Source organism: Vibrio sp. Vb1729, assembly GCF_033338655.1.
Lineage (GTDB): Bacteria > Pseudomonadota > Gammaproteobacteria > Enterobacterales > Vibrionaceae > Vibrio > Vibrio alginolyticus.
On sequence record NZ_JAWOTB010000048.1, the window covers coordinates 52,582 to 74,252 of the forward strand.

The 21,671-nt window shown below is 44.1% G+C and carries 26 protein-coding genes; 12 read left to right on the plus strand and 14 right to left on the minus strand.

Annotated features, from left to right (window positions below; translation table 11 throughout):
* Positions 1-106: 106 nt before the first annotated feature.
* Positions 107-394, minus strand: a complete 288-nt coding sequence (locus R7E29_RS19540; protein ID WP_017821594.1) for an alternative ribosome-rescue factor A — start codon at positions 392-394, stop codon at positions 107-109.
* 365 nt (positions 395-759) lie between these two features.
* Here R7E29_RS19540 and R7E29_RS19545 point away from each other — a divergent pair, with 365 nt between their 5' ends.
* The 4 genes from R7E29_RS19545 (at position 760) to R7E29_RS19560 (ending at position 2,604) form a co-directional block, all read left to right on the plus strand.
* Positions 760-969, plus strand: coding sequence for a cold-shock protein (locus R7E29_RS19545; protein WP_005375625.1), 210 nt, complete (start codon positions 760-762; stop codon positions 967-969).
* An 89-nt stretch (positions 970-1,058) separates the two neighbouring features.
* Complete coding sequence (locus R7E29_RS19550) at positions 1,059-1,604, plus strand: YaeQ family protein (RefSeq protein WP_005375627.1); 546 nt, start codon at positions 1,059-1,061, stop codon at positions 1,602-1,604.
* Positions 1,591-2,133 (plus strand): hypothetical protein, encoded by a 543-nt coding sequence (locus R7E29_RS19555; RefSeq protein WP_042521484.1) that lies wholly within the window; start codon positions 1,591-1,593, stop codon positions 2,131-2,133. The genes R7E29_RS19550 and R7E29_RS19555 overlap by 14 nt, the downstream gene beginning before the upstream one ends.
* A gap of 111 nt (positions 2,134-2,244) precedes the next feature.
* Positions 2,245-2,604 carry a glutaredoxin family protein gene (locus tag R7E29_RS19560; RefSeq protein WP_042521486.1) on the plus strand — a complete coding sequence of 120 codons (360 nt, stop codon included), beginning with the start codon at positions 2,245-2,247 and terminating at the stop codon, positions 2,602-2,604.
* Positions 2,605-2,795: 191 nt separating this feature from the next.
* On the opposite strand, the gene R7E29_RS19565 is transcribed toward R7E29_RS19560, so the two are convergent.
* Positions 2,796-3,422, minus strand: coding sequence for an OmpA family protein (locus tag R7E29_RS19565; protein ID WP_031780954.1), 627 nt, complete (start codon positions 3,420-3,422; stop codon positions 2,796-2,798).
* 282 nt (positions 3,423-3,704) lie between these two features.
* Between R7E29_RS19565 and R7E29_RS19570 the strand changes: the two genes are divergently transcribed.
* Both R7E29_RS19570 and R7E29_RS19575 read left to right on the plus strand, forming a co-directional pair.
* A complete protein-coding gene (locus tag R7E29_RS19570; RefSeq protein ID WP_042521488.1) occupies positions 3,705-4,337 on the plus strand; it encodes a thiol:disulfide interchange protein DsbA/DsbL in 633 nt (210 codons plus the stop codon).
* Between the two features lie 13 nt (positions 4,338-4,350).
* A complete protein-coding gene (locus R7E29_RS19575) occupies positions 4,351-4,824 on the plus strand; it encodes an FKBP-type peptidyl-prolyl cis-trans isomerase (protein WP_005375638.1) in 474 nt (157 codons plus the stop codon).
* Positions 4,825-4,906: 82 nt separating this feature from the next.
* Here the strand turns inward: R7E29_RS19575 and cyoE are convergent, their stop codons facing one another.
* From cyoE to R7E29_RS19595, 4 genes are read right to left on the minus strand one after another with little or no spacing between them, the layout of a single operon-like run.
* A complete protein-coding gene (cyoE, locus tag R7E29_RS19580; protein WP_042521489.1) occupies positions 4,907-5,806 on the minus strand; it encodes a heme o synthase in 900 nt (299 codons plus the stop codon).
* Positions 5,799-6,818 carry a COX15/CtaA family protein gene (locus R7E29_RS19585; protein WP_017635865.1) on the minus strand — a complete coding sequence of 340 codons (1,020 nt, stop codon included), beginning with the start codon at positions 6,816-6,818 and terminating at the stop codon, positions 5,799-5,801. The genes cyoE and R7E29_RS19585 overlap by 8 nt, the downstream gene beginning before the upstream one ends.
* A gap of 11 nt (positions 6,819-6,829) precedes the next feature.
* Positions 6,830-7,366, minus strand: coding sequence for a hypothetical protein (locus R7E29_RS19590; RefSeq protein ID WP_031780953.1), 537 nt, complete (start codon positions 7,364-7,366; stop codon positions 6,830-6,832).
* Positions 7,356-8,147, minus strand: a complete 792-nt coding sequence (locus R7E29_RS19595) for an SURF1 family protein (protein WP_031780952.1) — start codon at positions 8,145-8,147, stop codon at positions 7,356-7,358. Before R7E29_RS19595 ends, R7E29_RS19590 begins: the two co-directional genes overlap by 11 nt.
* Between R7E29_RS19595 and R7E29_RS19600 the strand changes: the two genes are divergently transcribed.
* The gene (locus R7E29_RS19600) at positions 8,146-8,382 is read left to right on the plus strand and encodes a DUF2909 domain-containing protein (protein WP_005375504.1); all 237 of its coding nucleotides are present in this window, start codon (positions 8,146-8,148) and stop codon (positions 8,380-8,382) included. The two genes, R7E29_RS19595 and R7E29_RS19600, sit on opposite strands and share 2 nt — an antisense overlap.
* Before the next feature lie 24 nt (positions 8,383-8,406).
* On the opposite strand, the gene R7E29_RS19605 is transcribed toward R7E29_RS19600, so the two are convergent.
* The 4 genes from R7E29_RS19605 to coxB are packed head-to-tail and all read right to left on the minus strand — an operon-like array spanning position 8,407 to position 12,694.
* Complete coding sequence (locus R7E29_RS19605; RefSeq protein WP_005385214.1) at positions 8,407-9,291, minus strand: cytochrome c oxidase subunit 3; 885 nt, start codon at positions 9,289-9,291, stop codon at positions 8,407-8,409.
* A 51-nt stretch (positions 9,292-9,342) separates the two neighbouring features.
* Positions 9,343-9,882, minus strand: a complete 540-nt coding sequence (locus R7E29_RS19610; RefSeq protein ID WP_017821600.1) for a cytochrome c oxidase assembly protein — start codon at positions 9,880-9,882, stop codon at positions 9,343-9,345.
* 20 nt (positions 9,883-9,902) lie between these two features.
* Positions 9,903-11,534, minus strand: a complete 1,632-nt coding sequence (gene ctaD / locus R7E29_RS19615) for a cytochrome c oxidase subunit I (protein WP_054577111.1) — start codon at positions 11,532-11,534, stop codon at positions 9,903-9,905.
* Positions 11,531-12,694, minus strand: coding sequence for a cytochrome c oxidase subunit II (gene coxB / locus R7E29_RS19620; protein WP_017821602.1), 1,164 nt, complete (start codon positions 12,692-12,694; stop codon positions 11,531-11,533). The genes ctaD and coxB overlap by 4 nt, the downstream gene beginning before the upstream one ends.
* A gap of 330 nt (positions 12,695-13,024) precedes the next feature.
* Here coxB and R7E29_RS19625 point away from each other — a divergent pair, with 330 nt between their 5' ends.
* A complete protein-coding gene (locus R7E29_RS19625) occupies positions 13,025-14,719 on the plus strand; it encodes a phospho-sugar mutase (protein WP_054577110.1) in 1,695 nt (564 codons plus the stop codon).
* Between the two features lie 98 nt (positions 14,720-14,817).
* On the opposite strand, the gene R7E29_RS19630 is transcribed toward R7E29_RS19625, so the two are convergent.
* Together R7E29_RS19630 and R7E29_RS19635 are read right to left on the minus strand one after the other, a co-directional pair.
* Complete coding sequence (locus R7E29_RS19630; RefSeq protein ID WP_005375519.1) at positions 14,818-15,240, minus strand: GNAT family N-acetyltransferase; 423 nt, start codon at positions 15,238-15,240, stop codon at positions 14,818-14,820.
* 79 nt (positions 15,241-15,319) lie between these two features.
* Positions 15,320-15,952 carry a LysE family translocator gene (locus R7E29_RS19635; RefSeq protein WP_005375522.1) on the minus strand — a complete coding sequence of 211 codons (633 nt, stop codon included), beginning with the start codon at positions 15,950-15,952 and terminating at the stop codon, positions 15,320-15,322.
* Between the two features lie 229 nt (positions 15,953-16,181).
* Here R7E29_RS19635 and R7E29_RS19640 point away from each other — a divergent pair, with 229 nt between their 5' ends.
* From R7E29_RS19640 to R7E29_RS19650, 3 genes are all read left to right on the plus strand, one after another.
* A complete protein-coding gene (locus R7E29_RS19640) occupies positions 16,182-17,009 on the plus strand; it encodes an AraC family transcriptional regulator (protein ID WP_017821604.1) in 828 nt (275 codons plus the stop codon).
* A gap of 79 nt (positions 17,010-17,088) precedes the next feature.
* Entirely contained in the window at positions 17,089-17,799 is a 711-nt protein-coding gene (locus R7E29_RS19645; protein WP_005375526.1) for an AzlC family ABC transporter permease, read from the plus strand.
* Positions 17,799-18,110 (plus strand): AzlD domain-containing protein, encoded by a 312-nt coding sequence (locus R7E29_RS19650; protein WP_005385193.1) that lies wholly within the window; start codon positions 17,799-17,801, stop codon positions 18,108-18,110. The genes R7E29_RS19645 and R7E29_RS19650 overlap by 1 nt, the downstream gene beginning before the upstream one ends.
* Here R7E29_RS19650 and R7E29_RS19655 read toward each other — a convergent pair.
* Both R7E29_RS19655 and R7E29_RS19660 read right to left on the minus strand, forming a co-directional pair.
* Complete coding sequence (locus R7E29_RS19655; RefSeq protein WP_017635857.1) at positions 18,107-18,721, minus strand: fumarylacetoacetate hydrolase family protein; 615 nt, start codon at positions 18,719-18,721, stop codon at positions 18,107-18,109. The genes R7E29_RS19650 and R7E29_RS19655 overlap by 4 nt on opposite strands.
* Before the next feature lie 221 nt (positions 18,722-18,942).
* The gene (locus tag R7E29_RS19660; protein ID WP_017821605.1) at positions 18,943-20,001 is read right to left on the minus strand and encodes a porin; all 1,059 of its coding nucleotides are present in this window, start codon (positions 19,999-20,001) and stop codon (positions 18,943-18,945) included.
* A gap of 609 nt (positions 20,002-20,610) precedes the next feature.
* On the opposite strand from R7E29_RS19660, the gene R7E29_RS19665 reads away from it, so the two are divergent.
* Positions 20,611-21,582 carry a porin gene (locus tag R7E29_RS19665; protein WP_005375535.1) on the plus strand — a complete coding sequence of 324 codons (972 nt, stop codon included), beginning with the start codon at positions 20,611-20,613 and terminating at the stop codon, positions 21,580-21,582.
* Positions 21,583-21,671: the final 89 nt, after the last annotated feature.

Below are 21,671 nucleotides of genomic sequence, written 5' to 3' on the forward strand. Positions count from 1 at the left end.
GCAGTTGAAGCAGTTGAAGCAGTTGAAGCAGTTGAAGCAGTTGAAGCAGTTGAAGCAGTTGAAGCAGTTGAAGCAGTTGAAGCAGTACATGATAAATTAGGAAAACTTATCTGGTACTAAAAAATTGAATATCATCAGTTTTGCAAACACCTAGTACCAATAAAAAAGCCCTATTCAAAATCCACCTTGGGGAGAACTTTGAATAGGGCTCTTTGCCTCTATGCTTCATTTTACGGCTGAAGCTACCTTTACCTTTTTTCGCTTTAACGACTCGTGTTTGGAACAGCTGACTGGTAACAACCGCTTTTAACGCGTTGTCTTTGATTTCACCTCTGCCGAAGTCGGTCTCATGTTGTGAGCCACTCGGTTGAGGACTGATTTTACGCTTTGCCATAAATCCTCCTTAATGGTCGAACCAGATTGGACAATAATTATATAAATAAGTCAAATTTATAGATTTAGTTGAATTTTATGCTAAAAAACTTCACATCACCGTCATTTATTTGAAATTTAATCAAAAACATGCTGGTTAAATAGTGACTAAATACAAATATTTGTCCATAAAGCACTAATATATGTTGACTCTTCGTGGAATTAACCTAGACTCAAACACGGCTAGAAAGAAAGTTCTTTGTTTTCACATTTCGTTGGATTACTTGTAACCCGTCGTCCTGTGGTACGCAATAGCAATTTATTTTTCCACGCTATAAGCGCCGTTGAGGCGAAAGATTACATTATTTAGATATTTAGGAAATAGACATGTCTAACACAGCTACTGGCACAGTTAAGTGGTTCAACGAAACTAAAGGCTTCGGTTTCATTCAACAAGAAAACGGTCCTGACGTATTTGCTCACTTCTCTGCAATCACTGGTGACGGCTTCCGTACTCTAGTTGAAGGCCAGAAAGTAGAATTTGTTATCTCTCAAGGTCAAAAAGGCCCTCAAGCAGAGCAAATCAAAGTACTTTAATTCTTAAAGAATTTGATACGATAGCCAGCTTTTAAAGCTGGCTATTTTTTTGCCTAAAACTTATTTTGCCAACAAAACGATATAAATCTATGGCTCTTAAACCAACCATTTACAAATTTCGTATCGCCATTTCCGATATGAATAATGACTATTACGATTCTAAAAATCTAACTATCGCCCTTCATCCTTCTGAAAAGCCGCAACGAATGTTGGCTCGCATTCTAGCTTACTGTTTAAATGCTCAAAGCAATCTGGAGTTTACAAAAGGACTCTCTACGATTGAAGAGCCTGATTTATGGCATGTTGGCGATGATCAAAGCATTACTCACTGGATTGAAATTGGCGAACCAGAACCAGACAGAATTAAGAAAGCTTCTCGCCTCGCAAAGCATGTAAAAGTTTACACTTATAACACCAAAGCGGCTGTCTGGTGGGACAAAATGTCAGGAAAGTTCTCAATGCTTCCCGTCAACGTAGAGAGCTTTGACTATGACGCTATCGACTTGATTTGTCAGCACCTTGACCGAGGTACTAGCCTTTCTGTTATGATTACTGGCAGCTCAATTTTTGTTGATATCAATGATCAACATATCGAAGTAACGGTGAAGGAACTAAAAAACCATGACGTCTCTTAGTGAACTGAGTCAAGAGATGGGATTTGAAGAAATCCCCTTTGTTAAAGAACATAAAGCAGCAAAGCGACGTTGGTTAAAAGAACAGTCACAACTATTTACAAAAGTTTGTGAGAACAAACCCACAACAGCACCTACTCTTCACCTGCTTGGCCTTTTGACCAAATCACATATTGAAGCAAGTGCTAACTACGAGCAACATGCTCACTCTACCCAGCGTATGCAGCAAGTTCTGACTGACTCCTTGGGTAATGAGCACGCGGATAAGTTTACTAACCAATCTGCTGAAGACCTAATCTTAGTCACCCACCTTTGGTTATACACGCAAGGCTATTTAAATATGGATTTCAGCTTGGCGCACGATCATGCCGAGCAGACTCAAAATACATTGCAGCACGAGCTTGTCATGAAACGCATGGACGTTGATGCATTCAGAACCGAACTCATGCAAAGTTTTTATCAAGGTAAAGAGGCCCGTCCGGCTTCAGCAAGTGGCTTTTGGGGTTGGTTTAAACGTCTATTTTCCATATAAAATACATGGTTTTATCCATTTCAAACAACTGATAGACTTCACGCTCAGTGCAACAAGCATCATGATTGCATTCTTAAAGGACAATTACCCAATGAACATCAAGGGATCATTATGAAGTTTATCCGTTGGATTTTAGGCAAGGTTATCTTATTGCTGAACGTGGTGTTCTCACCTCGTGGTATTAAGCGCACCGCAGAAGAACAGCAACGTATTGATGAAAAAGCGAAACAATACGCACTTTACCAATTTGAAGCCTGCCCTTTTTGCGTAAAGGTCCGCCGTGCAATGAAGCGTCAATCGGTGAACATTGAGCTACGTGATGCAAAAAATAACCCGACTCATCGAGCTGAACTAGAGCAAGGTGGTGGGCGAGTTAAAGTCCCTTGTCTTCGTATCGAAAAAGATGGCGAGACACAGTGGTTATACGAGTCATCTGACATCGTCGCTTACGTTGAAAAAGAATTTGCCTAAGTTCCCCCTATGAACATTGGCGGATGTAAAAGAGGCACCTAACGGTGCCTCTTTTCTATTTTTTCTAGCTAAATGTTGCCGTGCGAGCTTTCCTTATTCAGTCTTCTTACTCAACTCCGAACTTAAACTCCACTAAGCAAATAACGGGTATGCGAGAACAACACAACGAAGATTACCGCCCAACGTCTGCGTTATTCATCCACGATCAATGTTAGCTCTACGCGCCGATTGCAAGCTTTACCACTTGCTGTCGCATTGCTGCACTTCGGTACATACTCTCCGAAGCCTCTAGAAAACACTCGTTGACGTGGAATACTCGTCGCCAATAGTTGTTTTTCTACTTCACGAGCTCGCTTTTCAGATAGCGTGTCGTTGAAACTTTCAGCTCCCGTACTATCCGCATGACCATCAATCACGACATCAACATCAGTTCTTCCAGCCAGATAGTGACCAATGTTTCGAATCCAATCTTGAGATTGAGCAGATAACCGTGCAGAGCCCGTTTGAAAATGCACATGCTCTTTCAAACGTATCATCAGGTGACCACCACTGAGCGTCTCGTGAGGAATGTTATGCCTGCTCAGGAACATTTCCAGAGAGGTCACGTTTTGCGACTTTTTTACTGACGCCCTCGCCGTTTGATATGAACGAGGGGAAGAAGCCACATTGGATGCGCTCGGGTATCCCCATTCTGGGTGTCTCAGCTCAGTGTTTGATTTAGGAGCTGTATCTAAAATGTTCCCACCTGGGACCATATCTTGATCGAGGCTACTGCACCCGGCCAGAATGCCACAAACAATTAAAAACCAATGCTTCATACCATTACCAACGTAGAAAAACTCTTGTTCATTGTGTCGACAAAACACGCCGAATCTTTAGCGCTTTTGTCCACCGATTGGTTTGTCTATGCAGCGTTCATGCCACTGGAGTCAATGCAAAATCATCTCTCAAATAAAAAGCAACACTAAAATACCCTACCCTTACAGCCCATACGTCAGGCAAAGTCTGTTACCAATGGTCTCACTTTATTGTTATTTAATGGTTTTAGTCACTATCGTTAACCGATAAACTAACGCAAATTTCTCATTTAGAGCACTACTATGTTAAAAACCATATCGAAAGGCTTTGCTGTTGTTGTTGCCGTAATGGCTTTGTCGGCATGCGATAGCGGCAAGAGTCAGCCTCAGCAAGGCAAACAATACGAAGTTTTGCCAGTATCCCTTGAAGAATATGATTTAGCTCCCCTGACTGAAGCATTCTCTTTAACTTGTGGCCACTGCCGCTCAATGGAAGAGTTTGTCCCTCAAATTGAATCATTGACCGATCAAAGCGTTGAAAAAATGCATGTAACGTTCAATGAAAGTGCACAAGTGAGCGCCATCATCTTTTATACTGCCGTAATGCAGCTTGAATCAACACCAGATAAAGCGTTTATGGCAGATCTTTTTACTGCTGTGCAAATGGGTGCCGATGCAACGGCTGAGGAACGCCAAATCGCTGTTGAGAAAGCCTTTGAGTCTCGCAACCTTATCAGCCCTTACCATTTAGATGAAGCACAGCAAAAAGCGCTGTTTGAGTACATCACTAAGGCAGAAGCGATCACCACGCGAGGCCAAATTAACTCCGTTCCAGCCTTTATCGTAAACGGAAAATATCAAGTAATTACTGGTGGTCATGACAGCGTTGAAGCCATGGCAGAAACCATCAACTTTTTGCTAAAACAACCTAAATAGACAAGGAGATTACGTGTCTAAATTTTTGTTTCCTCTTATTATTTTTATTTTGGCGGGCTTTTTCATTTACCGTACTTGGACAAACCATAAAGTAGCAGATGAAAACTTTGCCAAAGGCCAAGCATTCTTACTAGAAAATGCGAAAAAAGAAGGCGTCATCACAACAGAAAGTGGCCTTCAATACATGGTTCTTGAAAAAGGCGAAGGTGAGGTTCACCCAACGGCAACAAGTAAAGTAAAAGTACACTACCACGGCACCTTGATTGATGGCACGGTATTCGATAGCTCTGTTAATCGTGGTGAGCCGATTTCATTTGGTCTTAACCAAGTCATTAAAGGCTGGCAAGAAGGTCTACAATACATGGTAGAAGGTGAGAAAATCCGCCTTTTCGTACCAAGCACGCTTGGCTATGGTAAGAGTGGCTCTGGCCCAATTCCACCAGCAAGTGTTTTGATCTTTGATGTTGAACTGCTAGAAATTCAATAAATCTAGAAAGCTTTGTCTTAAAGCCAAAGTATCAAAACCAAAAACGCCGCGAACCACGCGGCGTTTTCTGTTTTAAGAAAGGTTAAAAACCAATATAGTGATCCGAAAGCAATGCAATGAACAACGCCAAAAGATGATAGATAGAGAATTTAAACGTCTCCATCGCGGTATTTGGCTCTGGTGCATATTTTAGCTTCCATGCATGGTACATAAAGCCAGCATTGAGGAGTAGCGAGGCAAAAAGATACACCACGCCGACCATACCAACCAAAACCGGTAGGACACAAACCAAAGTCAATAGCACCGTATACAACAGAATAGAAGTTTTGGTGTACTCAATGCCGTGTGTCACTGGCAGCATGGGAATATCTACCTTGCGGTAATCCTCGACACGATGAATAGCCAGAGCCCAAAAATGTGGTGGCGTCCAGATAAAAATGATCATCACGAGCAGCCAAGCATTCGCATGTAATTGCCCTGTTACAGCAGTCCAACCGAGAAGAGGCGGCATCGCACCGGCAATCCCTGCAATGACGATATTTTGGGGCGTAGCACGTTTGAGGTACATTGTGTATACCATCGCATAGCCGAGCAAACTCATCAAAGTCAACCATGCCGTCAGCGGGTTGACTATCGCATAGAGAAGTACAAACCCTAAGACACCTAAAACTGTAGCGAAGGCTATCACCGATGATGGCTTAGTCTCACCCGATGGCAATGGTCGTTTGTGTGTGCGTGCCATTCTCGCATCAATTCGGCGGTCAATTAGATGATTAAACGCTGCCGCAGACCCTGCCATCAGACCAATCCCCGTTAGGCCAACTACCGCCTGCAACCAGGGGAAATCATCAACCGGGGCTAAGCTCATCCCTACTACTGCCGTCACCAACATTAACGCCACCACTTTAGGTTTCGTTAACTTCAAATAAACGGAACTTAGTCGCTTTCGCCCATTTAACGACAGCGCGATTTCTTTACTCATAGCGAACTCCTTTCGCGGTGTAATTCCAAGCCGTTTTACCCTGCCACAAGTAAAACTGGCTAACACAAACGAGACTCAACATAACAGCGGCACCAAGGTTGTGCGCCACTGCGACATAGATAGGAAGTTGAAATACTACGTTGCTTACACCCAGCATAATTTGGCACACCAGAGTGAATAACAACCACCCTCCGATTCTCTGTGAATGATGAGAATCTTGCCTCATAAGCCCAATACTATAAGCCAATACCACGGTGGCGGTAACAATAGCGCCTATACGATGAGTGACGTGTATAGTCATTCTTGCCGGATACTCCAAAACACCAAATTCATAATTCTCGAATCCAGTTTGCCAGAAAGAAAACGCTTCTTTCCATGAGAGATGGCTCATCCAGTCTCCCTCACAAATCGGCAGTGTGGTACACATCAGCGCAGCATAATTTGACGAAGTCCATCCTCCAAGGAGCACTTGCACCAAAACAACCAGGAAAACCAACAATGAAAAGCCTCTCAGAGAGCTAGAAGATGGAGAGAAATAGAGATTGTTTTGCGCTTTTAATTGGCAGTAAAAAATCGCCTGTAACGCCAATAAAACAAAACCACCGAGCAAGTGAAGCATCACGATGACGGGCATTAATTTAAGAGTAACTGTCCACATTCCCAAAAGTGCCTGCCCAATCACCAATACGCTTAGCAACATCGGAATGGTTGAATTTACACGCTCAGACCTTACTGATATCGCTGCCATCGCAAAAATGACTAAACCTAACGTTCCCGCAAAATAGCGATGAATCATCTCAAGCCATGCTTTCTCATGCTCTACTGCCCGCTCGGGGAAGTTCAGGTTAGCACGTATGACGTCTTCTTCTTGATGCGGCACAGAAAAGTGCCCATAACAACCAGGCCAATCCGGGCAACCTAACCCTGCATCTGAAAGGCGAGTATATGCCCCTAACATGATCACCACGAGAGTTAGCAGCAAACTGAATCTAACCAACTGAATTAATTTCATATGCACTTCCTCTAACCGACTCGTGACAGTTTTAAGAGCTTGCGTAAGTCCGCCAACATACCTTTATTCAATAGGACTAAGTCCTCATTTGGTTTCGGCGAGTAAGACATCACCAGTTGCCCAAGAGGATCAACGATCAACATTTGCCCAGGTTTCACTTTTGCGGTAACCAATTCATTCATTTGCATCGCTAACATCGATACTTCTATGGGATCTGAATGCTCAGTCTGCCAAACGACTGGCACTACTCGCTCTTGATACTTACCTAAAGCAACATGGCTTTGCTGAAGCAGGTAAAGCTGCTGTTTACACTGTTCAGTGCATTCGTTAGGCAATACATAAGCGAGTTGCCAACCATGGTCTTTGAGAGGTGACTCTTGACCAAGTTGCTCTAACGTCGTGTATGGTTCGACTAACTCGCCTCTATTGGTCACTCCGCTTTGATACCACCCTTGTGTGAGAATGACTTTTGCAATGACAGCGGGAAGCGCGAACGTACAAACCAGCGCAATCAACATTAGTCGTCCTTTGGTTACTTTAGATGTCATGCTTCACCTCCATGTGACGCAACTTTTTTTGCCAACGAACAAAAACAATTAAAGTCAGTAATAAGAAAACACCTGCCATCGAAAACCATTGAATCGAATAGCCAAAATGTTTGGCACTATTGAGTGGCAATGGATTCCAAGGAAAGTCATAGGGCCAACGAGTTAAATTGTCTGGCTGCAAGACTGCGGGCATAAGTTCAATATTCAGTAGCTGATTCAATTGCGCGATGTTTAGGTTTTGCACGCGAATAACATCGCCAACTTCCGGCATTAACTCTGAACTCAGTGGATTAGTAGATTTTCGGTACAGGCGTCCTGTGATGAAAGTCGAATTATCGAGTTTGGTGACCGTTGGTAACATTGAGCGTTCTGCTCTTCCCTCGACAAAACCAAGCTCCAATAACGCATAGGCACTAGGCTCATCGATCGTCAATACAATCTGAAATGCTAAATATCCCACACTGCCTTGATGCGTTTGGTTGTCTAACAAAATTACGGGAAACGCCTGAGGAACAACATTAACTTCCACTTTTTTCCCGAGGATACTTTCCTCGCGCCAGTCATTGTCTTCAAGAACGACGCTTAGTGCTTGGTACGCACTATCCGCACGCGCGAGAATGGCTTGTTCCAATGCTTGTTTTTCTTGCCCTCTCTCAAACTGCCAAAAACCCAGTTTGACCAAAAGAGAAAACACAACCACAGTTAAACCAACTGCAACCCAAAACCGTTTCGATAGCCATAATTGTCTTGATAACAACAATGATGAAACCGGAGGTGCCATGTCCACCGTATTTCTATTCAAACTGACGCTTGTCCTTTTGCTGCTTTTCATTATCTTCAACCTCGCAAAAGCGCTTATCGAAATGGTTCGTGAAGACCCAGATAATCCTGAAAAAAGAGACAAACCCATGAGTCATTACTTAGGCCGTCGAGTCATGTTCTCCGCTTTGGTGGTCGTCCTTTTGCTTATTGCGCTCAGCTCGGGTTGGCTAGCACCAAACCCTCGCCCTTATTAGTCGAACCAAGAGTTCACACTGCGCCTAAAGTACGTAAACAAACACAAACAGACATAACCAAACCACATCCACGAAATGCCAATACCAGCTGCCGGCTTGAAAGGCAAAATGGTTCTTTGGCGAAAAGTGATCTTTAGCGATTCTGAACAGCAGCACGATCAAGAAGATAGTCCCAAGACAAACGTGTAAACCGTGGAACCCCGTCAACATGAAGAACGTGTTACCGTAAATACCGGACTGCAACGTGAGCCCTATGTCTTGATAAGCATGAACATACTCAACCGCTTGGTAATATAGGAAAAAGCCAGCAAGTACGATGGTTATCTCTAACCAAACAATCAGTGCCGTTCTTTTGTCTTGTTCAAGGCTTATATGCGCCATATGTAGCGTAATAGACGACAATAGCAGCAAGATAGTATTGGTAAGGGGTATGCCCTGCCACGGCATAGCTTGTGTTGTTTCTCCCCCCGGTGTCAGTGTGAGTGGCCACATCGCTTCGAAGGTTGGCCACAGGACTTCGTTGGTCATGAAGTTATTATCTGCCCCACCTAACCAAGGCACAGAAATCATTCTGGCGTAAAACAAGGCACCAAAAAAGGCACCAAAAAACATCACTTCAGAAAAGATAAACCAGCTCATTCCTTGGCGAAAAGAACGAGTAATTTGCGAGCTGTATTTTCCACTCAGTGATTCAGTAATCACATTACTAAACCAACCAGCCAACATGTAAAGCAAGAACAAGAAGCCCACCGCTAGCACAATGCCACCAATGGTTCCCACTGCACCGTCACTTTGTGTCCCCTGGACGGTCATGCCCGCGCCAACAGCAACCAAAAACAGAGCAAATGCACCGATGATCGGCCAGCTACTTTGAGCGGGAACATAATATGTTCCTGGCTTGTTACTCATAATTTCTCTCCTTACTGACCAACCTTGGTCTGTCTCTCTCTCCCTGAGTGGCTAAGAGCCTGTAGGAGGGGGAAGTTTATAGAGTGTGTAAGACAGCGTTAACGTGTGTATAGACTCCGGCAAGTCCGGTTCGATATAAAAAATCAACGGCATTTGAGCTTGCTGTTTACCATCCAGAGGCTGCTGGTTAAAACAAAAACACTCAATCTTATTGAAGTAAGCAGCCCCAGTCCCGGGAGAAACAGAAGGAACGGCTTGCCCCACCAACTTCTGCCCGCTTTCATTAAATGCAAGGTATTCGGTTTGTACGACTTCACCTGGGTGAACATCCATCGAAATCACTTTGGGTCTAAACTCCCAAGGCATATCTGGGCTGACATGCGCCATAAACTCCACGCGAATAGTTCGGCTCATGTCCGGTTGCATACCTGTCGGTTGAATGGCGGCCACTTCACTTGTCTTTCCATTGATTCCCAGTGCGTCGCACATCACGTCATAAAGTGGGACCAGTGCATAGCCGAAGCCAAACATTAACAGGGTCGCCAAAAGCAACTTCACTGTGAGCTTCTTGTTTGATGGATTCGGTTTCATGTCACTCACCCCACTCTTTGCTAGTCAATCTTAGGCGGTGTAGTAAACGTATGATGCGGCGCAGGGCTTGGCACTGTCCACTCTAAGCCTTCCGCACGTTCCCACGGTTTTGCAGAAGCCTTCTCCCCGCTACGAATACACTTGATCACCAACCATAAGAAGATCAGTTGTGACAACCCGAATGCAAACCCACCAATTGATACTATTTGATTAACATCAGCAAACTGAATGGCGTAATCCGGTATGCGTCTTGGCATGCCCGCTAAGCCTAGGAAGTGCATTGGGAAAAACAGGACATTGACGGAAATAATTGAGCACCAGAAATGCCATAAACTCAGCTTGTGGTCGTACATATTGCCCGTCCACTTAGGTAGCCAGTAGTATGCCGCTGCCATGATCGAGAATACCGCACCAGATACCAACACATAATGGAAATGGGCAACCACGAAGTAAGTGTCATGATATTGAAAATCCGCCGGCACAATCGCCAACATCAGTCCCGAGAAGCCGCCAATAGTAAAAAGCACAATAAAGGCAATGGCAAACAACATTGGCGTTTCAAATGTCAGAGCTCCACGCCACATGGTGGCAACCCAGTTAAAGACTTTAACTCCCGTTGGTACCGCAATCAGCATAGTGCAATACATAAAGAAGAGCTCAGCAAAAACTGGCATCCCCGTGGTAAACATGTGGTGCGCCCACACAAGGAAAGATAACAATGCAATGCTGCACGTCGCGTAAACCATCGAATGATAACCAAACAGCTTCTTACCACTGAAAGCAGGCAGAATGGCGGAGATGATTCCAAACGACGGTAAAATCATGATGTACACTTCTGGGTGACCAAAGAACCAAAAGATGTGTTGGAACATTACCGGGTCACCACCACCAGCTGCGTCAAAGAAGCTAGTCCCGAAATATTTGTCAGTAAGAACCATGGTCACCGCACCCGCTAATACCGGCATAACCGCGATCAACAAGAAAGCGGTAATTAACCAAGTCCAAACAAACATTGGTAACTTGAACCAAGTCATTTCCGGAGCTCGCATATTTACGATCGTCACGATAACGTTGATCGCGCCCATAATGGAGCTGATACCCATGATATGAACAGAGAATACAAACAGCGCAGTGCTATCCGGGCCATAAGTCGTGGACAGCGGAGCATAAAACGTCCAACCAAAATCAGGACCGCCACCAGGTAAAAACAACGAGCTCAACAAAATAAGAAATGCAAAAGGTAAGATCCAAAAGCTCAAGTTGTTCATACGCGGCAGCGCCATATCTGGAGCGCCGATCATCATCGGGATCATCCAGTTAGCAAGACCCGTAAATGCTGGCATCACCGCACCAAATACCATTACTAAACCGTGTACCGTGGTCATTTGATTAAAAAACTGCGGATCGACTAGCTGTAGCCCTGGCTGGAACAGTTCGGCACGAATGATCATAGCCATCGCACCACCTGTTAGAAACATCGCAAAGCTAAACCAAAGGTAGAGGGTGCCTATGTCTTTATGGCTTGTAGAATACAACCAACGAGTGATGCCCTGGGGTGCATGATGCTCGTGACCATCATCAATCGCAATCGTACTGTTCGCACTGGCTTCTGCTGGCGCAGACTTCACTGCCTTATCTATTGGCTTACTCATATTTCCTCCTTAGCACTGCCTTGTGCCTTAAAGGCATTCACATCGGATGCTTGCACTGTATCGCCAGTATCGTTGCCCCATGCATTTCGTTGATATGTGATAACCGCGCCAATTTCTTTGTCACTTAACTGATTAGAAAAAGCCTGCATTGCGGTGCCAGGGCGACCGTTGACAATAATATCTATGTGCTCTGTAACATCTCCGGTTGCAATAGGACTGCCTTTAATCGCGGGAAATGCACCCGGAATCCCCTCACCATTTGCCTGATGACACACAGCGCAACGCGCCGTGTATATCGATTCGCCTTGCGACATCAATTCGTCCATAGATAAGTCTTGAGAGAGCGCTTCTTGTGCCGCCGCTTTTTGAAGTGCGAGTTCTTGCTTCTTACTCGCTAGCCATTCATCGAACTTTTCTTCTTCCATCGCATGCACCACCACTGGCATAAATCCGTGTGCACGACCACATAGCTCCGCACATTGGCCGCGATATACGCCTGGCTCATCAATTCTTGTCCATGCTTCATTAATAAAACCTGGAATGGTGTCTTTCTTGACGGCAAAGTCCGGTACCCACCAAGAGTGAATGACATCATCAGAAGTCATCAAAAAACGCACTTTGCGATTCACAGGCAACACCAAAGGATTGTCTACTTCCAGTAAGTAATGTGCGCCTTTAGCTTCGATTCCATCAATTTGTTTTTGGCTGGTGGCAAGCAAACTAAAAAACTCAACATCTTCGCCAAAATAGCTGTAATGCCATTTCCATTGCGAGCCTGTGATCTTGACCGTGATATCCGATTGGCTTGTATCTTCCATTGCTACTAGAGTTTTTGTTGCGGGAATCGCCATAGCGACAAGAATGATGATGGGTATGACCGTCCAAATAATTTCCACTTTTGTACTTTCATGGAAATGTGCGGCAACTGCTCCTTTTGACTTGCGATGACGGAAGATGGAATAGAACATCACACCAAAAACAATCAAAGCAATTACACAGCAGATATAGAAAATCAGCATATGTAATTCATACACTTGCCCACTTATCTCTGTGACCCCTTTTGTCATGTTGTAGTCATTTTCCTTTGACCAACCAAAAGAGGAAAATGTGATTAAAATCACATTCAGTGATAAGGCTAGAGTAGTCGTTAATCTTTTCAAAAGATCTCTCCTCTGCTCAGCCGCTGCGCCTACGCGAGCTTCCTTGCGTCCCGATGCAAATATCGAACAACTTTACGAAAAATCACAAAAACTACGATTTCGACACGGTTTGTTATATTTATGTTAAAAGGCTAGTTATAGTTCCAAGGTTCTTCAAGAAATTAAATATGATTAAATTTTGTTCGGATAAGAAAAATTAATTCGGTTTATCGATTGCCCTCTTTGAAATGTAATTGAGAACCATTTACATTGATTTAAAAGAAAACATTGAGATACTTACCAAACGAAGTGTCCAAGAAAGTAGGCTCCACCTACTAAGGAATGACTGATATGACAGCACTAATTACTCAATGGCTAGAACGAGACCCTGATCCTAAGACTCGTGAAGAGCTACAACACCTCGTCGATACGAACAATGAACAAGAACTTACTGATCGCTTTGGCTCACGCCTTGCCTTTGGTACTGCAGGCTTACGTGGCAAAGTGGGCGCAGGTCCAAACCGAATGAACCGCTTGGTGATTCAAGAGACCGCCACTGGTTTAGGGCACTATTTGCTTGAGCAAGTCAAAGATGCCGCGAGTCGTGGTGTCGTTATTGGCTACGACGGTCGTCCCGATTCAAAACAATTCGCGCATGATACCGCATCCGTACTGACGGCCCTTGGTATCAAGGTTTACCTAACGTATGACGTTGCAGCAACCCCAATTGTTGCGTTTGGTGTCCGTACATTGAATGCTGCGGCCGCTGTTGTTGTTACTGCCAGCCACAATCCACCAGAATACAATGGCTTCAAAGTATATTGGGAAAATGGCGCACAGATTATTCCTCCACACGACTCTGGAATCGCAGCGAAAATTGATGACGCAACAACGAAGCCATTACCTTTAATGTCTCTCGATGATGCAAAACAGCACGGTTTGTTAGTTTGGTTGGAAGACGACTACTACCAAACTTACCGTAAGACAATGAATGAAAACGCGCTGCTTACTCCTGACAACAACACCGATATTTCTATCGCTTACACTGCGATGCATGGCGTTGGCGCGAATATGGCGGAAACGCTACTTGCCGACGCAGGCTTCCAAAAAGTGGCAAGTGTTAAGGAACAGCGCGAACCTGATGGAAGCTTCCCAACCGTCAACTTCCCAAACCCTGAAGAAGCCGGTGCAATGGACATGGTGATAGCATTAGGTAAGTCCGTAGATGCCGATATCGCTTGCGCGAACGATCCAGATGCAGACCGTTTTGCCGTGGCAGTTAAACGCCCAGATGGCGAGTATCAGATGTTAACCGGCGACCAAGTGGGTTCACTGTTTGGCGATTACTTGCTGGAACAGCAACCTAACGCTTTGGTTGGCAACACCATCGTATCCTCAAGAATGCTGAGCAGCATCGCTAAGGCACATGGCGCACAATACTATCAAACATTAACTGGCTTTAAATGGCTTACTAACGTTGCCATGGAACAAGAGACAGAAACCAACCCATTCTTGTTTGCTTATGAGGAAGCGCTCGGTTATACCGTGGGTAACAAGGTGTGGGATAAAGATGGTTTATCTGCAATCGTCGCGTTTTCACAGCTAACAGGCAAGCTTAAAGCGCAAGGCAAAACACTGTGGGATAAACTGGAAGAGCTGTACCGCGAGCACGGTTTCTACTTCAACGCACAACGCAGCATCGCTCTCGACCCGAACTCTCCACCAATCGGCGACAAACTCCGAGCCAATCCACCAACAGAGATTGCTGGTAAAAAAGTTGCAGTAACCGAAGATCTTAAAACATCGGTTCGCATGTTTGACGACGGCTCTGAAGAATCCATTGACTTACCAGCAAGTGACGTATTGATTTATCACCTAGAAGATCAATCACGCGTGATTGTTCGTCCTTCTGGTACTGAGCCAAAACTAAAATGTTACTACGAAGTCATCAACCTCTTCCCTGCGGATATGAGCTATGAACAAGCACAGCAAGCAGCAGAAGCGAAGATGAACGAACTTATCGACGCGCACCAGCAAAGTTTGTAAGTCAAAGAGAAACATAGATATTTGATACAACAAGAGGCGCAAATTCGCGCCTCTTTTTTGATTTTCACTAGAACAAGTCAAGCTAACCCGTGCTTTCCCTAGCCTACAATTTCCTTTTGTAGAAAGTACTTGTGGATGCCCTCTGCAGGATAGCCTGAGTACTGCCCCACTTTCTCAAAACCCAATTTGAGATAGAACTCAAGAGCTTGAAAGCTGTAGGTATCCAAATAAACATGGGTAACCCCATGAGGCTTTACTTTTTGTTCTAGCATCGACATTAATTGGCTACCGAGACCAGAGGTTCGACTTTCAGCGTCTACCCACAAAAACTCAACAAACACCGTATTTTTAAACATTTCGCCAGTCAAGCCACCCATGATCTTGCCATTCTCATCTTTTGCGAAACAGCCTACAGCATGCACTTCCCCTTCAGGTAAATGCAGTCGGTTATAAGATCGAATACCTTCACGAACAAAATCAAGGTCTGTTTGATCTGGATTTAAACAAAATTCAAGCTTCATATATCCTCTCCTTAGGAAACACCAATATCCTAAAACAAAAAGCCAGCAATTGCTGGCTTTCTGATGGAATATGATAACTTTACAAGGCGAAACTACTCAGCATCCACAACGCCAGAATAACAAACACTAACCCCATTAGTTTATGTTGATACGTGCGGAATTTTTCGTTCTCGAGCAGCCCTTTGCCCAATGTGCCTGCTAACCCAACAAGTAATAAATTGAATGACAAGCCAAGAACGTTCAACAATAACCCTAGCGCTAGCATCTGCTCACCGGAAGATGCCGTGATATTGCTTGAGACAAACTGCGGCAAAAACATTACAAAAAAGACCAAGGCTTTAGGGTTGAGCAAATTACTCATCAAAGCACGTTGATAATAAGTTGATGCCATTTTGTTTTGACCATCAAGCTCTGGAGCCGAAGATGCCTCAGCTCGTAAGCAGTCCCAACCCATTTTTAACAAGTAAGCGCCACCTAGTAGATGAAGGACTTTAAGGGCTATTGGGCTCATGGCAATCAGGGTAGATACTCCCATCGCAGCAAGCAAAGTAAGAATAACACCAGACGTCGCATTGCCTAAGCTAGCAAAAAGACCGACCTTCTTACCGTAACTCATACTAGAGCTCGCTATCAGCAACATATCGGGCCCTGGTAACAGCAACAAAGCCACTACTGCGGTGAGATAAACAGGAAGTACAGATAAATCAATCATGATGGAACCGCTTTTCTACAACAAGGCGGCGAATGTTATACCAACAAAATAACATCATCCAGCCCAAAATAGCCAAGATAAGTCAAAAAATAAAAATCATAGTTTGCCCAGTTGAAAAGTAGCAATCAATTCGCCTGTTTATCAAAATCGAATAGCAATTTTGTACAAAAATAAGCACGATGGATCCGTTACACTTCTAAAATGATTTTCTTGAGCAGACCGGATAAAGATGAAAGAAAAGAATAAGGAAATCGCTACCTTCAAGATAGCTCAAGAGCTCGGCGGTTTAGAACTTCTCGATGCAAAGTATGAGAAGCAGAATTTTTCACGCCATAGCCACGAAGGTTACACTATTGGTGTCATCGAAAAAGGGGCACAACAATTTTTTAGGACGGGCGGGAATCATATCGCGCCACAGGACAGCATCATCCTTGTTAATGCAGATGAAGTACACAACGGGCATTCAGCCTCGGAAGGCGGTTGGGAATACAAAGCAATGTACCCTGTACCTCAGCAGTTTCAAACTTTAGGACAAGAGCTTGGTTCACCAAATGTAGCTCTGCCCTATTTCCCTCAACCTGTGGTTTACGATCCTGAGCTGGCTAGTCAGTTACGATTGGTATTTGAAACACTAGAACAATCAGACAACCGTTTATTGAGAGAAACTTTGGTTTACGGCACGTTGATCAAGCTAGCCAGTAAACACAGCACTCATCGGGCACCACTGAAAGAGTCAACCAGAGCTCAGCGACAAGTGCAGCTAGTCAGAGAATTTTTGGAAGACTTTCCACAAACGGACGTCTCACTAGAAGAACTCGCCAAACTGTCTGGATTAAGCCCTTTTCATCTGCTGAGAGAGTTTCAAAAGCAATTTGGCTTTCCGCCTCATGCCTATCAAATTCAGCAACGTTTACGTATGGCGAAGAAGCTACTAAAAATGGGACAAAAAATTTCAGACGTGGCACAAGAATGCGGCTTCCATGATCAAAGCCATCTGCATCGACACTTTAAAAAAGCCATGGGCGTCACTCCCGGCCAATACGTCCGTCACAGCTAAAGCAGCAATATTGTACAAGGCGTTATGCGACTACCGAGCTATCTTGGTAATCTGATTTAGGAATAAATAAGAAGAAACTATGGACCACACTTTGCCGTTACAAAAAGAATCAAAAGCCACGCTATTTTGGCAAGGTACACTTGCGATGATGCCTCTGAGTATCGCAGTGCTCCCTTGGGGCTTACTCGCAGGCTCATTCGCAATTGATACTGGGCTTCACCCTTTGGAAGGACAAGCACTATCCGCCATTCTGTTCGCAGGTTCTGCACAGCTCGTCGCGATGGGTATGATTAAAACGGGAGCAGGTCTAGTGACCATGTTACTGACAACGTTTTTTATCACCTCTCGACACTTCCTCTACAGTGTATCGATGCGCAGTAAAATTGCACCGCTCCCTCTAAAATGGCGATTATCACTCGGCTTCTTACTTACTGACGAGCTGTTTGCGATTGTAGGCCACCATTCCGATAAACAATTTAATCGCTGGTATGCACTTGGGGCTGGTCTGAGTTTTTACCTGTTTTGGAATGTCGCGACATTGACGGGCATTATTGCGGGAAGTCTAATCCCTGAACTGAACGAAATGGGTTTGGAATTTGCTGTAGCCGCTACTTTTATCGCGATAGTAGTACCCACCATTAAAAATGCAGCGGTGCTCGCGAGTGTTATTGTGGCTTTGGTGAGCTCAGTTGCCCTAACCTATTATCAAATTGAGGGAAGTTTGATGATTTCGAGCATTTTAGCCATGCTTACTGGTTACTTTGTGGAACAAGTAAAGGAGAAACGCTAATGATCATGTTGGCTATTTTGCTGATGACGGTACTTGTTTTCACCAGCCGCTACTTGTTTTTAGAACCCAAGCTACCATTGCGATTAGGGACGCGCACTCAAAAAGTACTCAATTACGCTAGCCCCGCAGTACTGACTGCGATCTGGGCACCGATCGTTTTCATTCCCGATGGGGAGCTCAGCGTCAATGTGCAAAACCCATTTTTACTGGCTGCCGTACTGGCTGCTTTAATCGCGTATTTTACTAAAAATGTTCTTTTAACGACGGTTATCAGTATGGTGGTATTTCTCGTTCTACGAATTTGGCTTTAATCCGCCAACCACTCAATCTCCAACAAGGTGACATCGCCACACTTTAATCGACCAAGGAAGATGTCACCTTCATGTACCTCACCAACGCCCTTTGGTGTACCAGTCATCACTACATCGCCATCTTGAAGTGTTGTGTAACTGGTTAATTCATCCAGGATAGTTAGCGGCGGATAGAGCATTTGGTTAACGTGACCTTTTTGTACACGAACACAGTTGATTAAGAGCTCAAGGTTAAGATCATTGATATCAATGTTATCCAAAGAGACAAACCGACTAAACACAGCAGAGCCATCAAATGCCTTAGCTCGCTCCCACGGCAACCCCTGATTTTTAAGCGAGGATTGCAAACCACGCTTGGTCAGATCCAATCCCAAACCAACCGCTGAATAACGTCCATCCTTGATCAAAAAGCAGATTTCAGCCTCATAATGAAGGGGCTCTTGATGGAATGAACGCAGAGTTGTTGATACGGAAGTTGCGGGTTTATTAAATACAACCATTTGCTCAGGCATTGCATTATTAAGCTCATGAATGTGTTCAACGTAATTTCGTCCAACACAAAGCACTTTACCCACTTCTACTTTCTTTTCTTCAACTTGAATAACACTCATCATTCTTCCCTGCAAAACAAAAATCCCATCATAATCTAACCTATTGACTTAACGACACTAAATAGCAACCTCTAGTGTAAAAAATAAGACATTCACCCCGTTTTGAGTTTTGTATCATCTAATTGAAACAGCAAAGTATTTGTAAAACAAATAGACAAAAAAGCCAGCACGAGGCTGGCTTTAGATCAATGAGCTTGAATAATAGTTCTCGCTAAACCCTATTATAGGTAGTAACGAGCACCTAACGCCCATTTGTCATCAGTTTCACGACCATTGTCGTCATTTAGGTCAAACTGGTAACCCGCGTAACCAACAAATTTAGGCGTGAAGTTGTATTCTGCTTGTAGTGCCATTTCTTCACGAGCAGTTTCTGTTTTAGAGTTCTTAAACTCTTTACCTTCCACCATCTCATAGTTAACACTCAAGTTTAGGCTGTTCGCCAGAGCGTATGCGATGATCGCCTCGTACGCATCACTTTCTTCTAAACGGTCACCTTTTGCACTGAAGTTCATGTTTTCGTTTGAACCATAAACTGCAGCAAGGAATAGGCCTTGGCCGTACGCACCGTAAGATGCTGATACAACGTGTGATTCCGCCGTGTGCTTACCTGCATATGCAGGGTGCTGGAAATCACCGCCATTGTAAGAGTAACCGATTTTAGCGCCCATGATTGAGTAAGAAAGCGCAGCTTGCACACGGTCATCGTATTTAGCACCGCCAGTTATAACTCCAGCATCGTTGCGCGTGTAATCATCGTTTGCACCCTGCCAACCAAGACCAAAGTTGATCACACCCGCTTCACCCAGCTCGATGGCATTACGGTAAGAAAGCATTTTATCCGCACGGCCAGTGCCAAGGTTTCCATGATCGTCATAGATGAAGTCGTTGGCAAACGCGATTGGCATATCTGCAATACCTGCGACATCGTAGTAAGGTGACCATTGCGTACCACCTACTGCACGACCATAAACCTCATGTGTTATACCTAAGTAACCTAGACGAGTTTTAAACGACTCTTCACCACCGTCTAAGTAGTTTAGCGCCCATTCACCACGTGCGTCTGCGGTGAAGCCATTACCCAAATCCTGTGTCGCAGAGATATTGATACGAGGAGAGTTAGTACCCACATCCGTGTCACCTTGCTCTGATCCATTTAAATTAACAGAAACGTGGCCGCCCATCGAAAATGTTGTGCCATCGTTATTATATAGTTCCACTGCAACTGCTTGAGTACCGAAGGTTGCTGCCGCGATTGCCGCTGCTAATAATTTTTTATTCATTTCTAAATCCATTACTTATTAGTTGGTTAGTCAGTTTTAGACCCGGCTTTGGTTCACTTTCGTAAAAACGAAATGATGAACAAAGAGAGGAATACAAAGGCTATCCGAGGCATCGTTTCCACCAGATTACTTTTACCTTTGTGTAACAACTGCCGACACTTTATTTGATTAGTTCCTGACAACCGAGTGAAAAGATCTCAGACAAAACCTAAAAAGCAATCGTTTACTTAGTCTTTAAGAAATCGAGAAATAAAAACCTTACAATAAGAAATGCTTTAGAGAGAGTTAGCTCACAAATAGCTGATGATTCGCTATTTTTAGGCCAAACTTCCCTGCCAAATTGAAATGTTTACTTACATTTAGGGTCAAGAAGCAATTCAGGAACTTTTTGAAAAAAACACAGTCTTTAACGGAGAGGAAAAAACCTCAAAAAAGATAAACCTTTCTTTTTATAAGTGGTATGAGAAGGGGAACTTATTCTTTCCAGCAATAAAAGTGCAATCAAATCATAACTTAACAGAAATCTATCTTTCATTTTCAGCCTTTACCTTAGCGTCATCAACACATCGGGCAAGAAAGCCCATCGATTACAACTAGGGTAATAAGAAAATGAAAAAGGCAGCACTAACTACTGCAATTCTTACAGCATTGGTATCAGCACCATCATTCGCAGCAACTGTATACAAAAACGACGGTACTGAATTAAAAGTTGGCGGCCGCGTTGAGTTTCGTGGTGACTTCATCGGTTCAGACGGTGCTGAAGTTGAAGGTTCCATGGAAGATAAAAGCCGTGCTCGTCTAAACCTAAAAGGTAAAACAGACATCGGCAACGGCCTTTCTGCTTTCGGTGTTTACGAAGCCGAACAAAAAACGGGCAAGAGTGAATTCAAAAACCGCTACATGTATGCAGGCGTCGACTCTGATATCGGTGCTTTCTCTGTAGGTCGTCAAGACATGGCTGCCGTCATCATCTCTGACATGACGGATATCACTGAATTCTCTGGTGTTCAGCAAGTTATTGATTCGTCTTCTGATAAGCAAGACAGCGTTTTCGCATACCGTGGTGCGTTTGATGCACTACAACTTCAAGCAACCTACCAAGCAAACTCTAGCGATAACGAAGATAAATACGGCATCTCTGGAATGTACTCACTACCAATGGGCCTCGACTTTGGTCTTGCATACTCTGGTGGCGATGTAGATAAAGATAACTCTGAAGATCAAATTCTAGGTGGTATCGCTTACTCGATGGACAACCTTTACCTAGCAGGTACTTATTCTCAAGGTTCCCTGACTGACTCTGAAGACTTTACGGCTTACGAGCTAGTCGCAAGCTACAAAGTAGCAAGCAAAGTGACACTTGCAGCTCTATACACAGCTCAAGAGAATGATCCAGACAACGGTTCAAAGTACGACACCGTTGAAGGTATCGAGCTTGTTGGTTACTACAAACTAAACAGCAACTTCCGTACTTACCTGTCTTACTACATCAACCAACTTGATGAAGCAAAAGATGCAACAACAGGTCTAGTAACAGAAGGCGAAGATACACTGCGCCTAGGCGTACGTTACGATTTCTAATTCACTCTTGTCCTAAGAGCGAGTCCACTTGGCCAGCACCTTTGCTGGCCATTTTTTATGTAACCCAACATAACTCGATAAGTTTTCAC